The organism is Paraburkholderia sp., assembly GCF_028283785.1.
In the GTDB taxonomy this organism is placed as follows: Bacteria; Pseudomonadota; Gammaproteobacteria; order Burkholderiales; family Burkholderiaceae; genus Paraburkholderia.
On the sequence record NZ_JAPWKB010000005.1, the window covers coordinates 265,897 to 279,533 of the forward strand.

The 13,637-nt window shown below is 61.4% G+C and carries 14 protein-coding genes; 5 read left to right on the forward strand and 9 right to left on the reverse strand.

Annotation, left to right across the window (positions count from 1 at the left end):
- Positions 1–27: 27 nt before the first annotated feature.
- From PW947_RS05205 to PW947_RS05225, 5 genes are all read right to left on the reverse strand, one after another.
- Positions 28–723 carry a YoaK family protein gene (locus tag PW947_RS05205; protein ID WP_366146091.1) on the reverse strand — a complete coding sequence of 232 codons (696 nt, stop codon included), beginning with the start codon at positions 721–723 and terminating at the stop codon, positions 28–30.
- A 36-nt stretch (positions 724–759) separates the two neighbouring features.
- Entirely contained in the window at positions 760–1,020 is a 261-nt protein-coding gene (locus tag PW947_RS05210) for a DUF1427 family protein (RefSeq protein ID WP_299630005.1), read from the reverse strand.
- Between the two features lie 56 nt (positions 1,021–1,076).
- Positions 1,077–1,718: an HD domain-containing protein gene (locus tag PW947_RS05215; protein WP_299630006.1), complete on the reverse strand. Its 642-nt coding sequence runs from the start codon at positions 1,716–1,718 to the stop codon at positions 1,077–1,079.
- A gap of 50 nt (positions 1,719–1,768) precedes the next feature.
- A complete protein-coding gene (locus tag PW947_RS05220) occupies positions 1,769–3,637 on the reverse strand; it encodes an amidohydrolase (protein WP_299630007.1) in 1,869 nt (622 codons plus the stop codon).
- A gap of 131 nt (positions 3,638–3,768) precedes the next feature.
- A complete protein-coding gene (locus tag PW947_RS05225) occupies positions 3,769–4,404 on the reverse strand; it encodes a hydrolase (RefSeq protein ID WP_299630008.1) in 636 nt (211 codons plus the stop codon).
- Positions 4,405–4,693: 289 nt separating this feature from the next.
- Between PW947_RS05225 and PW947_RS05230 the strand changes: the two genes are divergently transcribed.
- The 3 genes from PW947_RS05230 (at position 4,694) to PW947_RS05240 (ending at position 7,492) form a co-directional block, all read left to right on the forward strand.
- Positions 4,694–5,209, forward strand: coding sequence for a DNA starvation/stationary phase protection protein (locus tag PW947_RS05230; RefSeq protein ID WP_299630009.1), 516 nt, complete (start codon positions 4,694–4,696; stop codon positions 5,207–5,209).
- Between the two features lie 307 nt (positions 5,210–5,516).
- Positions 5,517–6,338, forward strand: a complete 822-nt coding sequence (locus PW947_RS05235; protein WP_299630585.1) for an alpha/beta hydrolase — start codon at positions 5,517–5,519, stop codon at positions 6,336–6,338.
- 239 nt (positions 6,339–6,577) lie between these two features.
- A complete protein-coding gene (locus tag PW947_RS05240; protein WP_299630010.1) occupies positions 6,578–7,492 on the forward strand; it encodes an AraC family transcriptional regulator in 915 nt (304 codons plus the stop codon).
- Positions 7,493–7,577: 85 nt separating this feature from the next.
- Here the strand turns inward: PW947_RS05240 and cyoD are convergent, their stop codons facing one another.
- From cyoD to cyoA, 4 genes are read right to left on the reverse strand one after another with little or no spacing between them, the layout of a single operon-like run.
- A complete protein-coding gene (gene cyoD, locus PW947_RS05245; protein ID WP_299630011.1) occupies positions 7,578–7,937 on the reverse strand; it encodes a cytochrome o ubiquinol oxidase subunit IV in 360 nt (119 codons plus the stop codon).
- Entirely contained in the window at positions 7,934–8,560 is a 627-nt protein-coding gene (gene cyoC, locus PW947_RS05250; RefSeq protein ID WP_299630012.1) for a cytochrome o ubiquinol oxidase subunit III, read from the reverse strand. Before cyoC ends, cyoD begins: the two co-directional genes overlap by 4 nt.
- 2 nt (positions 8,561–8,562) lie before the next feature.
- A complete protein-coding gene (gene cyoB / locus PW947_RS05255) occupies positions 8,563–10,545 on the reverse strand; it encodes a cytochrome o ubiquinol oxidase subunit I (RefSeq protein ID WP_299630013.1) in 1,983 nt (660 codons plus the stop codon).
- Positions 10,546–10,550: 5 nt separating this feature from the next.
- Entirely contained in the window at positions 10,551–11,456 is a 906-nt protein-coding gene (gene cyoA / locus PW947_RS05260) for a ubiquinol oxidase subunit II (RefSeq protein ID WP_299630014.1), read from the reverse strand.
- A 333-nt stretch (positions 11,457–11,789) separates the two neighbouring features.
- Here cyoA and PW947_RS05265 point away from each other — a divergent pair, with 333 nt between their 5' ends.
- Together PW947_RS05265 and PW947_RS05270 are read left to right on the forward strand one after the other, a co-directional pair.
- A complete protein-coding gene (locus PW947_RS05265; protein ID WP_299630015.1) occupies positions 11,790–13,184 on the forward strand; it encodes a PLP-dependent aminotransferase family protein in 1,395 nt (464 codons plus the stop codon).
- Between the two features lie 130 nt (positions 13,185–13,314).
- Entirely contained in the window at positions 13,315–13,632 is a 318-nt protein-coding gene (locus PW947_RS05270) for a type II toxin-antitoxin system RelE/ParE family toxin (protein WP_299630587.1), read from the forward strand.
- Positions 13,633–13,637 lie beyond the last annotated feature (5 nt).

A 13,637-nucleotide genomic window follows, 5' to 3' on the forward strand; every position in this document is an offset into this window, starting at 1 on the left:
AAATTGAATCGGCATGCGATGGATGAATCATTCGCTGCGAGCCGCACCTTGCGCGACCGCGCGGCTCTTCCATGCAAGCACGAGCAGCACCGCAACCGGCAATGAAATCGCAATGAACGAAAACCGGACGTAGGCCATCGCGCCGCAGATCGCGCCGATCGCGAAACCGCCCATTGCGGCAAGCGTCGATTTGAGGCGTCCCATGACCTGCTGGCCGTGTCCGCCGCCCGTGCCGCGATGAATCAGTTCGATCAGATCGAGCACGGTCTGCGTGACATTGCCCGTCATCACCGTGTTGGGCAGTCCGACGGTTTGCAGCAGACGGCCGCGCGCGTTTTGCACGCCCATCGCCATCGTTCCCAGCACGCCGCACAGCAGCACGATCGACGCGCTCGAATCCTGGATCGGCGTAGCGATCACGCCGGTCACCAGAAACGAGATCAGCAACACGGCCTGAAGCACATACAGACCGCTCGGCGCATGCATCGCATAGCGGCGTTCCATAAACTTGAACATCACGCTGGACAGCGCAATGCCCGCGATAAACGACGGAAACGCGAGCAGCTTCAGCAGCACGCCTTGCCCGACGCCCGCCGCTTCCGCGCCGATCAGCACGAAGTTGCCAGTCACGTGCGCGGTGAACAGGCCGAACAGCGCGATAAAGCCCAAGGTATCGACGTAGCCGGCAACCCATGCCAGCACCGAGTCTTCATGTTCGATCACAACGCGTCCCTCCCGATCGTTCGATGCAACGGCGCATCAGCCGCCTCCATTGGCGGATTTCCCGGCCGGCGGCCGGACGGTGGGCGTGGGGTTTTGTGCAGGGTCTTGCGCGGCGACCTGAACCGTCGTGGACTGCGCGAAAAACTGCGCCTTGACCACCGGGATCGCGTGCTCGCCCAGCACCATGCCGAGCAGACCGGCCAATGCGATCAGCGGCGGCGCCGGCGACTGCACCTTGAGTAACCAGTAAAGCAGGCCGACGCCGAACCCCACTGACAATGAAATGACGTAGCCCATGCTGCGTTTCCTTTTGATTGCCGGGCGGGACCGCACCGACGTCGCATCGCGCGACGTCAGGTCGGCCATGCCGAGCCAAGCACGAGTCCGCAAAAATTCATGCGGAGATAATTCGGATCCCAACGATCGAGCACGTCGGCATTCACCGTGCCGAACGTCGTCTCCGGGCGCGACTGCATGCCGAGCGCATAGGACTCGATCAGCGCTTCCTTGAAGCCGCGTTCGCGCGGATAGGCCTGCACGATTTCATCGCGTTGATGCGCGGTGAAATCGTCGTAGCGCGCGCCGCGCACGTCCATCTGCACACCGGCGCTCATCAACGCGACGAGCGCCGGCATATGCTCGGAAATGCCCGGCGTCGTGTGCAACGCGATCGCTTCCCAGACTTCGCGGGTTGCAACATCGGGCACGTTGTAGCGACTCAGGAAGTCGCGTGCGGCGTTCGCGCTGTCCACCTCGAAACGGTTCGGCGAATGCCGGTACTGCGGATGCAATCCGACGTTGTGGAACAGCGCGCCGACATACAGCAGGTCCGCATCGAACGCGGTGCGTTCGCGCTGTCCGGTCAGCGCGCCAAACAGAAAAGATCTGATCGAGTGATGAAGCATCGACTCAGACTCCATACCCCGGATCAGCATGGTTGCATCCTGAGCCATCGCACTGTCGGGAAGGTCGATTCCCGCAATGGTTTTCTTCATCTGAACTTCTCCGTGTCAGACCTGCGTCCCCGTCGCACTGCCGGCATTCGTCAGAACGCGAAGCAGCTACAGCCCAATGCACCCCAGAAGCCGTTCGAATCGCTGACCGGCACGTTCTTGCGCCATGCCCAGCCGTGCGCATGCGCATGAACGCCGCACAGATTCGCGCAACCGTCGGCGCAGGCGACTGCTGTCGGCTTGTAGCGGCTGTAGCCGCCGAATTCCGCCACCGGCGACCATGCCGGACTCACCGGCAGATCGGGCGGTGCGAGCGGCTTGAATTCCGCATCCGCGTAGACCACTTTCCCGCCGACCACCGTCATCACCGAATCGAGGAATTTGATGCGGTCTTCGTCGATCGTGAAATAGTCTTCGCTCAGCACCGCGAAATCGGCGAACTGGCCGGGCACGAGTGCGCCCTTGCGGTCGTCTTCATTCGAAAACCACGCGCTGCCGACCGTATAGCGGCGCAGCGCTTCCATCCGGTCGAGGCGATTCACGCTCGAATACATCGACGTGCCGCCCACCGTCTTGCCCGACACCATCCAGTACAGCGACACGAACGGGTTGAAACTCGCGACGCGTGTCGCATCGGTGCCTGCGCCGACCGGCAATCCGGCGTCGAGCATCTTGCGGATCGGCGGCGTATGTTTGACGGCTTCCTCGCCGTAGCGATGAATGAAGTATTCGCCCTGAAACGCCATCCGGTGCTGGATCGCGATCCCGCCGCCCAGCGCGCGCACGCGCTCGATATTCTTCTGCGTGATGGTCTCGCAATGGTCGAAGAACCAGCGCAATCCGTTGAACGGAATGTCCGCGTTCACGCGTTCGAACACGTTGAGGAAGCGGTCGATCGATTCGTCGTAGGTGGCATGCAGACGGAACGGCCAGCGGTTCGCGACCAGCAGGCGCACCACCGCTTCCAGTTCTTCTTCCAGCGAGTCCGGCAGGTCCGGGCGCGGTTCGAGAAAGTCTTCGAAGTCGGCGGCGGAAAACACCAGCATTTCGCCTGCGCCGTTGACGCGCAGGAAATCGTCGCCCTCGCCCGGCTTCGTCATCTTCACCCACTTCGCGAAGTCGTCGATTTCCTTTTTCGCGTTTTGCGTGAACAGGTTGTAGGCGATGCGCACCGTCAGTTCGTTATGCTTCGCGAGATCCATGATGATCGCGTAGTCGTCCGGATACGCCTGGTAGCCGCCGCCTGCGTCGATCGCGCTCGTCACGCCGAGGCGGTTCAGTTCACGCATGAAATGACGCGTCGAATTGCGCTGGTCTTCGGGCGCGAGCTTCGGGCCTTTGGCGAGCGTCGCGTACAACAGGCCGGCGTTCGGGCGTGCGATCAGCATGCCGGTCGGATTGCCGCGCCGGTCGCGCTGGATCTCGCCGCCGGCGGGATCGGGCGTGTCCTTCGTATAACCGACCGCGCGCAACGCGGCGGCATTCAGCAACGCGCTGTCGTACAGATGCAGGATAAACACCGGCGTGTCCGGTGCAATCGCGTTGATCTCTTCGAGTGTCGGACCGCGACGCTCGGCAAACTGGAATTCGTTCCATCCACCGACCACGCGCACCCATTGCGGCGCAGGCGTTCTCGCCACCTGCTTGCGCAACATCTCGAGCGCGTCCGCCAGCGACGGCACGCCGTCCCAGCGCAATTCCATATTGAAGTTCAGACCGCCACGAATCACGTGAAGATGCGAGTCGTTCAGGCCGGGAATGACCGTGCGGCCCTGAAGGTCGATCTGACGGGTACGCTGATTCACATGACGCATCACGACATCACGCGAACCCGAAGCGACGACGCGGCCGTCCGTCACCGCCAGCGCATCGACGAACGAGCGCCTGTCGTCCTGCGTGGCGATCTTGCCGTTGAAGAACACGACATCGGCGGACGTCGTTTCGGGAGTACTGGTGTTCATGGCGATCCTCTTAATGCGCGCTTCGCGTTGCAGGCGCGAAGCCGGTCACGGGAGCCACGCAGCGAGCGCGCACTCCCCGTCAAACAGTCGTCTGTGCGATACGTATCGACTCGACGCGTCGAGCCGGACGCTTAGCCCGCTTCGCTCGCGTGCTCGCCGAGAATCGACTTCGCGTAACGCACACCGATGCCGTATGCGCTGTGCGCCTTCAGGATGTCCATGCAACCTTCGTAGGTTTCGCTGCGTGCCCAGTCGCGTTGCAGTTCGAACATGTACTGGAACGAGGTCATCGGCACGGCGCCGGCCTGGATGATCCGCTGCACGGCGCGTTCGTGCGCTTCCGTGCTGACGTCGCCGCATGCGTCGGTCGGGACGTAGATTTCGTAGCCTTCGTTGATCATCTGGATGGTCGGGAACGACACGCAGACTTCGGTCCACAGACCGGCGATCACGATCTTCTTGCGGCCAGTCGCTTCGATGGCCTTGCGGAAGTTGACGTCTTCCCACGAGTTCATCGACGTGCGGTCGATCGGCGTGTACTCGGGAAACACCGATTGCACTTCCGGCACCATGTCGCCGCTAAACGACCTGGCGGCAACCGTCGTCAGGATGGTCGGCACCTTGAACAGCTTCGACGCTTTAGCGAGTGCCTGCACGTTATGCAGAATCGAAGTCCGCTCATGCGACATCGTTCCGAAGAACATTTGCGGCTGATAGTCGATCAGGGCGACGGCGCAGGTATCGGGGGTCAACAGTTCTTTCGGCATTGCAGGCTCCGTGTGGAATAGATCAAGCAGTCGTGGGCAGAGATGCCGCACTCGCCCGGTCGGCGATGAAAACTGAAGGCCATTCTATCGACGGGATTTCGCTCAGTCCTTGGCTAAAGCGCTTAATAGTTCTTAAAAAAAATCGGTGCGATCAACCACCCGAATCTGAACCGTATGCCGATACATCACCGCGTCTTTTCAGAACAATTCATGTTTTCTGCAGGACTTTAGATGCGATGCGTTTCTACACTGGAATCCGTCATCTCTAATAGATCCTTAAGGAACGACCATGAGCGAAGTATTGAATGCGGTTGCGCATCGCGCAGCGCCGCTAAAGACACCGACCCGATTGTCGGAAGACGCTACGCGCGACCTCTCCGCGGCGCTGACCGCGTTGCTGGCCGATATGTTCGCGCTTTATATGAAGACCAAGAATTTCCACTGGCATATGTCGGGGCCGTCGTTTCGCGACTATCACCTGTTGCTCGACGACCAGTCGGAACAGATCTTCGCGATCACCGATCCGCTCGCCGAACGCGTGCGCAAGATAGGCGGCAAGACGCTGCGCTCGACGGGTCACATCAAGCGCCTGCAACGCCTGCTCGACAACGACGCCGACTATGTGACGCCGGACGACATGCTCGCCGAACTGCGTGAAGACAACCTGACGATCGACGGTTATATGCGCGAAGCGCATGCGTTGTGCGACGAATACGGCGATGTCGCGACTGCCAGCCTGCTCGAAGAGTGGATCGATCAGGCCGAGCAGCGCGTGTGGTTCCTGTTCGAAGCCGGCCGCCGCTAAAGAAACGTTAACAACAATTAAGCATTCTGAAGTTCAGCCGCGACAGCGCGCGTCGTTACGATCCGCTCGCGCGGTGCCCGAGATGCGCTGCGCCGCCATATCACACGTCTACATCACACGAATGGAGCATCACTTGACTACCGATTCCGGAATTCCGTCGGCGAACCGCCGTCAATTGCTGGTTGCCGGCGCAGGCGCGGCAGGTGCCGCAATCGCCGCGATGGCTGCCCCTGGCGTCGCCATGGCAGCGGCGTCGTCCAACGACGCCGCGCATGGCGGCAAGCATCCGCATGGCACGCGCCACGCGATGAACAGCGTGACGACCAAAGACGGCACGCGGATTTTCTTCAAGGACTGGGGCACCGGCAAGCCGGTGGTGTTCTCGCACGGCTGGCCGCTCGACGCCGACGCGTGGGACGCGCAGATGCTGTTCCTCGTGCAGAAGGGCTATCGGGTGATTGCGCATGACCGTCGCGGTCATGGCCGCTCGGATCAACCGTCGTACGGCAACGACATGGATACCTACGCCGACGACCTCGCCACCGTGATCGACGCGCTCGACCTGAAGGGCGCGACGCTGGTCGGCCATTCGACGGGCGGCGGCGAAGTCGCGCATTACATCGGCCGTCATGGCAGCGCGCGGGTGGCGAAGGCCGTGCTGATCGGCGCGGTGCCGCCGATCATGCTGAAGACCGAGAGCAACCCGGGCGGCCTGCCGATGTCGGTGTTCGACGGCATTCGCGCGGGTGTGGCGAACAACCGCTCGCAGTTCTTCAAGGATCTGGCGATGCCGTTCTACGGCTTCAACCGTCCGAACGCGAAAGTCTCGCAAGGCACGATCGACGAATTCTGGCGCGAAGGCATGCTCGGATCGATCCTCGGACAATACGAGTGCATCAAGCAGTTTTCGGAAGTGGACTACACCGCCGACCTGAAGAAGATCGACGTGCCGACGCTGATCCTGCACGGCGACGACGACCAGATCGTGCCGATCGACGACGCGGGCCGACTGTCGGCCAAGCTGGTGAAAAACGCCACGCTGAAGGTCTATCCGGGCGCACCGCACGGCATGTGCACGACCGAAGCCGACAAGGTCAACGCCGACCTGCTGGCATTCCTGCAAAGCTGATGCTTCGCCTGCCGGCGCCCGGGTCATGCCCGTCGCGCCAGGCAGGCGTCGGACAAGACAAAATCCGATGCCCGATTCTGGGGCGAATTTTCCTGATCCAACGGCTTATCAGCGAGTTCATCCCGGCGAATTAAGCGAGTGCAGTGAAAACCGGTCAAATGCGCGTCGCTCACGGTCGGGCAATCTTCGGTAAGATAGCCTACGATCTGACTCACGCGTTGACCCGGAGGCTGCCAATCATGTTGAACGACACGGACACGCCGGCCGCCGGGACAGTACGTCCGCAAGACTCGTTGGGGTGTCTGTCCAACAAGCTCCATAAAGACCAGGAACTGCATACCGGCGAGTTCCGGTTTTATCGCAAATGCACGCATAACGACCGCTTGAGTGCGGTGGCAACCCCGGCTTCCGACCGTGGCGTGCTGGTGGGTGTTTCGCTTGCCGCAGGGCATCGCCGCCGCATCGTGAGCGGTCACCGTTCGCAAGCGCATCAATTCGAACGCGACTCGGTCTACGTCCGCGATTTCTCCGACGACTATAAAGCCGACATGCACGGCGCATTCGATTTCATCCTGATCGAAATGTCGCGCGCATTTATCGCCAATACCCGTTACGAACGTAGCAGCGCTCAATCCGGCGGGTTTTCTGCAACCACCGGACACAAAGACATGGTGCTCGGCCATTTTGCGCAAGTACTCGCGTTGACGCTGGAACACCAGCGCGAGGCGAGTCCGCTATTTGTCGAGCAGTTGGGCGTGACCATCGGCACGCATATCATCGATCAATACGGCGGCGTCACGTCACAGGCCGACGGAAAAACCCGTCGGCTGTCCAGCCTCCAGGAATCGCGCGCGAAAGACATGCTGATCGGCAACACGCAACGCGCGCTGAGCATCGGTGAGATCGCCGCCGCATGCAATCTGTCGCGCAGCTACTTTATCCGCGCATTTCGCGAGACAACCCACCGCACGCCGCATCGGTGGTTGCTCGAACAGCGGATCGAAAGCGCGCGCGAACTGCTCAAGCATTCGGACCGTTCGCTGGCCGACATCGCCATGACGTGCGGCTTCTCCGATCAAAGCCATTTCTCCCGCACGTTCTCGCAAATCGTCGGGACACCGCCCGGCATCTGGCGACGCGCGATTCGCGGCTGATTCACGCCGCTCCTTGCGTATTAAAAAAGCCGTGCCGGTCATCGGCACGGCTTTTTTTACTTGACGGAGAACTTCGACGACGCGATCAGTCGCGGGCGATAGCGCGCTCGACGGTCATATGCGTCGGCATCATGTTCTGGTTGGCGTTGTGCATCACCCACAACGACAGCCCGACGATCACCGCAATCAGAAACGCGGTGCAGATAAAGATGCCGGTATTCGCGCGTTGATCGCGCGACGCACCAATGTGCAGGAAGAACACCAGTTGCACGACCAGTTGCGTCACGCACAGCACGACGATCACCGCCAGCCCGTAACCGCGCGGCACGAGATCGGTCATCACCGCGCCGAACGACGCCAACGTCAGTATCAGCGACAACACCACGCCGACCACATAACTTTTCAGGCTGCCGTGCGCAGCATCGGATTGAGAAGACTTGCTCATACAAACTCGCGCAGATAGACAAAGGTGAACACGCAGATCCAGATCAGATCCAGGAAGTGCCAGAACAGACTGAGACACGCCAGCCGGCGACGTGTCACGCCCGTCAGTCCGAACGTGTAGACCTGATGCATCATCACGGCGATCCACAGCAAGCCGCATGTGACGTGAATGCCGTGTGTGCCGACCAGTACGAAATACGACGACAGAAACGCGCTGACGTGCGGCCCCGCGCCCTCTTCGATCAGCTTCGCGAACTCCACCAGTTCCATCGCGATGAAGCCCGCGCCGAACACGAAGGTCACGGCCAGCCAGCCGATCACCTGCGCCTGGCGACGCGCCTGCATCGCCAGCATCGCCACGCCGAACGTGAAGCTGCTGATCAGCAGCAACAGCGTTTCGCCGAGCACGTACGGCAGCTCGAACAGTCCTTTGCCGGTCGGTCCATCGACCGTGGCATTCGCCAGCACGCCGAAGGTCGCGAACAGCGTCGCGAAGATCAGGCAGTCGCTCATCAGGTAGATCCAGAACCCGAACGTGGTTTTGGCGCCGTCGTCGTGTTCGTGGTGTGAGTCGTGAGGCCCGGCGGCATCGCCGTGGCCGTGATGCGTTGCAAGTTGGGTCATGGTCAGGCGACCTCGCTCATCTGCGCGTAGCGCGCGCTTTCGATCCGGGCGACTTCAGCCGCCGGCACGTAGTAGTCCACATCCTGGTTGTAGCTGCGAACGATGAACGTCGCGATCATGCCGACGAGGCCGACCGCCGCGAACAGCCACATGTGCCACACCAGCGAGAAGCACAGCAGCAGGCTGAACGCCGAGATGATCACGCCCGCGCCGGTGTTGCGCGGCATATGGATGTCTTCGTAGCTGTCCGGGTCGGGCGCGACGTATGCGCGGCCCGCTTCCTTGTCGTCCCAATGCTGTTCGAGCGACGAGATCACCGGCACATGCGCGAAGTTGTAGAACGGCGCCGGCGATGCAGTCGACCATTCGAGGCTGCGGCCATTCCACGGGTCGCCGGTCACGTCGCGATTGGCGTCGCGATTGCGGATGCTGACGACGAACTGGATGATCATCGCGGCGATACCCGCTGCGATGAACAGCGCGCCGATCAACGCGATCACCAGCCACTTGTGCCATTCCGGCACCGCGTAGTGATTCATGCGACGCGTCATCCCTTCGAAACCGAGGATATACAGCGGCGTGAACGCGAGCCAGTAGCCCACCAGCCAGCACCAGAACGACACCTTCCCCCAGAATTCGTCGAGCGTGAAACCGAACACTTTCGGGAACCAGAAACTGATGCCCGCGAGACAGCCGAACACCACGCCGCCGATGATCACGTTGTGGAAGTGCGCGACCAGAAACAGGCTGTTATGCAGCACGAAATCCGCGCCCGGCACGGCCAGCAACACGCCCGTCATACCGCCCACCGCAAACGTGACCATAAAGCCGATCGTCCACAGCGTGGACGTGTGATAACGGATGCGGCCACGGAACATCGTGAACAGCCAGTTGAACAGCTTTACGCCGGTCGGGATCGCGATGATCGACGTCATGATCCCGAAGAACGCGTTGACGTTCGCGCCCGAACCCATCGTGAAGAAGTGATGCAGCCACACGAAGAACGACAGAATGCCGATCGACGCCGTTGCATACACCATCGACTTGTAGCCGAACAAGGGCTTGCCGGAGAACGTCGAGATGATCTCGGAGAACGCGCCGAAACACGGCAGGATCAGGATGTACACCTCAGGATGGCCCCACACCCAGATCAGGTTGATGTACATCATCGCGTTGCCGCCCAGCTCGTTCGTGAAGAAGTGCATGCCGAGATAGCGGTCTGCGGCGAGCAGCGCGAGCGTGCCGGTCAACACCGGGAACACGGCGACGATCAGGATATTGGTGATCAGCGCAGTCCACACGAACACCGGCATCTTCATCAGCGTCAAACCGGGCGCACGCATGCGCAGGATCGTCACGATGAAGTTGATACCGGTCAGCGTAGTGCCGAGCCCGGATATCTGCAGCGACCATATGTAGTAATCGACGCCGACAGTCGGGCTATAACCGAGCTCCGACAACGGCGGATACGCGACCCAGCCGGTCGCGGCGAAATCGCCGACGAACATCGACATCATCACCAGCACCGCGCCGACGGCCGCCATCCAGAAGCTCAGCGAATTGACGAACGGATAGGCGACGTCGCGCGCGCCGATCTGCAACGGCACGACCACGTTCATCAGTCCGAGAATCAGCGGTGTGGCGACGAAGAAGATCATGATCACGCCGTGTGCGGTGAAGATCTGATCGTAGTGATGCGGCGGCAGATAGCCGGCCGCGTCGTTGTAGGCGAGCGCCTGTTGCGCGCGCATCATGATCGCGTCGGCAAAGCCGCGCAGCAGCATCACGAGTGCGAGCAGGATGTACATCATGCCGATGCGTTTGTGATCCACCGACGTGAACCATTCGCGCCACAGATAAGGCCATTTGCCCGCGTACGTCACCGCCGCCAGCAGCGCGGCGCCGAACACGACGACCACCGCCAGCGTGCCCATGATGATCGGTTCGTGGTACGGGACCGCGTCCAGGTTAAGTTTTCCAAACATGATGACTACTCCACAGCCTTGACGGCTGGCGATTGGGCTCCGGTACGTTCGATGGCAACGGCGGCGGTCGCGGCGGTCCCGCAGATCGGGGCGCGCGCCGCGCCGTGCATGTACTGACCGACGATGTCGTCGAACAGACCCGGCGAGACGTGCGCGTAGCGCGTCACCGGATCTTTCTGACTGGGTTTTTCAAGCGACGAATAGGTGGCTGTGTCGAGCGACAGCGGCGACTGCTTCGCGCTCGCGATCCATGCGTCGAAATCGGCGCGGCTGGTGGCAAGCGTGTCGAAGTGCATGTCCGAGAAACCCGGTCCGCTATACGCCGACGATCGGCCTTCGTAGACGCCGGGTACGTTGGCGATCAGGTTCAGTTGTGTCTTCATGCCCGACATCGCGTAGATCTGTCCGCCGAGTTGCGGGATGAAAAACGAATTCATCAGCGATTCGGCGGTGATGTCGAACACGACGGGCGTGTCCACGGGAATCGCGAGCTGGTTGACCGACGCGACGCCGTAGTCCGGATAGATGAACAGCCACTTCCAGTTCAGCGCGACGACTTCGACGTGCAGCGGCTTGTTCTGCGACTCGATGGGTTGCGACGGATCGAGGCTATGCGTGGTGCGCCAGATCACGGCGGCGAGAATCGCCACGATCACGCACGGAATCACCCACACCACGATTTCGATCGCCGTGGAATGCGACCACTTCGGCGCGTAGGTGGCGTTCGTGTTCGACGCGCGATACCGCCACGCGAAGTAAAGCGTCAGCAGGATCACCGGCACCACGACCAGCAGCATCAGCCCCAATGCCAGCAGGATCAGGTCCTTTTCCTGCGCGCCGATGTCGCCCTTCGGATTGAACAGCGTCATGCTGCAACCGCCGAGCAGACTGGCCGCCCCGATCGTCAGCACGCGCGCCGCGCGCTGGCCGCGTGTCGGCAGGGTCGCGAAAGTGGCAGGGGAAGACGGAGGACGGGTGAGCCCGTCTGGCCCGTTGGCGGGCGTTCTTCTACTTAAAGATGGATTCCGCATGTCATGTACCTTGGTTGCCGGTCACACAATCCATGCACCCATTCCTTTCGCGAGCATCAGGACGCGCCGCCAGACCCGGAAAGCGGCTTTGGACGCGGTTCTCCCCAATCTACCTACAAGAGTACAATGTATGGATTTACGTACCGTTTCGGGTATCGTATACAAAGACAATATCCATACAACTGCGACAGAATGCCGCGAAGTGGAAGCAAAATGACAGCCATACACGATCCATACAACGCGCCGGATTGGGTCAGCGGATTCGTCGCAGGCGGCGGTCCGCGCTATCTTCAGATCGTGAAATTTCTCGAAACGGCGATCGCCACCGGCAGCTTGCGGCCGGGCGACCGCTTGCCGGCGCAGCGCCAGTTGGCCGATGCGCTCGGCATCGACCTGACCACGGTGACGCGCGGCTTTACCGAGGCGCGCCGCCGTCAGCTGATCGAAGCGCGCGGCACGCTCGGCACGTTTATCGCCGCGCCGAAGGTGGAACTGACGCAGAGCGTCGATCTGAGCATGAATATTCCGCCGCCGCCGGATGGTGTGGAGATGGAGACGTTGCTGCGGCAAGGCATGTCGCAAGTGCTGATGCGCACCAACATCGACCTGTTGATGACGTATCACCTCGGCGGCGGCAGTCGCGCGGATCGCGACGCGGGTGCGCAATGGCTGACGCCGATGCTCGGGCGCGTCGATCGCGAGCGCGTGGTCGCGACGCCGGGCGCGCAGGCCGCGCTCGCCGCGCTGATCCTCGCAACCACGCAACCCGGCGACGTGATCCTGATGGAGCCGCTCGGTTATCCGGGTTTGCCGATGGCCGCCGAGCAACTGGGCAGGCGGATCGAAACCGTCGCGGTCGATGCGGACGGCATGCGCCCCGATGCACTCGACGACGCGTGCCGCCGCTTCGACGCGCGGCTGATCTATCTGAATCCGACGCTGCAAAATCCGACCACGTCCACGATGCCGGCGCAGCGGCGCGCGGCTATCGTCGAAACGGCGGCGCGTTGCAACGTGAAGATCGTCGAAGACGATCCGTACTGGCTATTTCCTGCCGACGCGCCGCCGCCGCTTGCCCGCTTGATGCCGTCGCAGGTGTATTACCTGTCGACGCTATCGAAATGTCTGTCACCGGGTCTGCGGACGGCGTTTCTGGTCGCGCCCGACGGCGAACGGGCGGACGCGTTTCTGGCGGCGCTGCGGACCTTTTCGCTGACGTCGCCGCTGACGACGGCACTCGTCACGCAATGGATCAACGACGGATCGGCGGCGCAGTTGCTGGCCGGCGTGCAGGCGGAATCACGGGTGCGTCAGCGGATGGCGACCGGCACGTTGTCGGGCGCGACGCGCGCGGCCGCGAGCGAGGGCATTCACGTGTGGCACACGCTGCCGAGTTACTGGCGCGCGCAGGATCTGTCGGCGGCGGCACGGGCGGAAGGGTTGGTGGTGACGCCGTCCACCGCGTTTCACACTGGCGCAAATCCGCCGAACGCGATCCGGATTTCACTGGGCGGGTGTCCGAGCCGCGGGCAGCTGGACGCGGCGTTGCGCAAGCTGTCGAATCTGCTGGCGCAGAAACCGGCGTTGGCGCGGGAGATGGTGATTTAGGGGGCGTAACGCGGCGCACCGCAGCCCGCTTTCATGACATCGGACCAGCGAGGCATGTTATCAGCTCATTTTTGAGTTGATAACAATCATGATAGGTTATAGACTCACATTTGAGCTTATAACGTGCCACATGATTGCAAACTACAAAGCTCCATTCCGGTCGTTTCTTAAGAAGCAATCGTTGCCGTTGCGCATCGCTATTGAAGATGTCGTCGAAGACATCTGCAACGACCCGCAAATAGGCGAGCGAAAAACGGGCGATCTTGCGGGTTTCCGGGTGCTCAAGTTCACGTTTCGGCGCCAGCAATATCTGATCGCTTATCGTCCGCCCGAGCCAGACATGCGCAAGAAAACAGGCTTCGATATCGAATTTCTCGTGATCGATTTCTATCAGGCCGGGACGCACGAAAACTTTTACGAAGCCCTCAAGCACTACCTGAAATCGTGAGAACA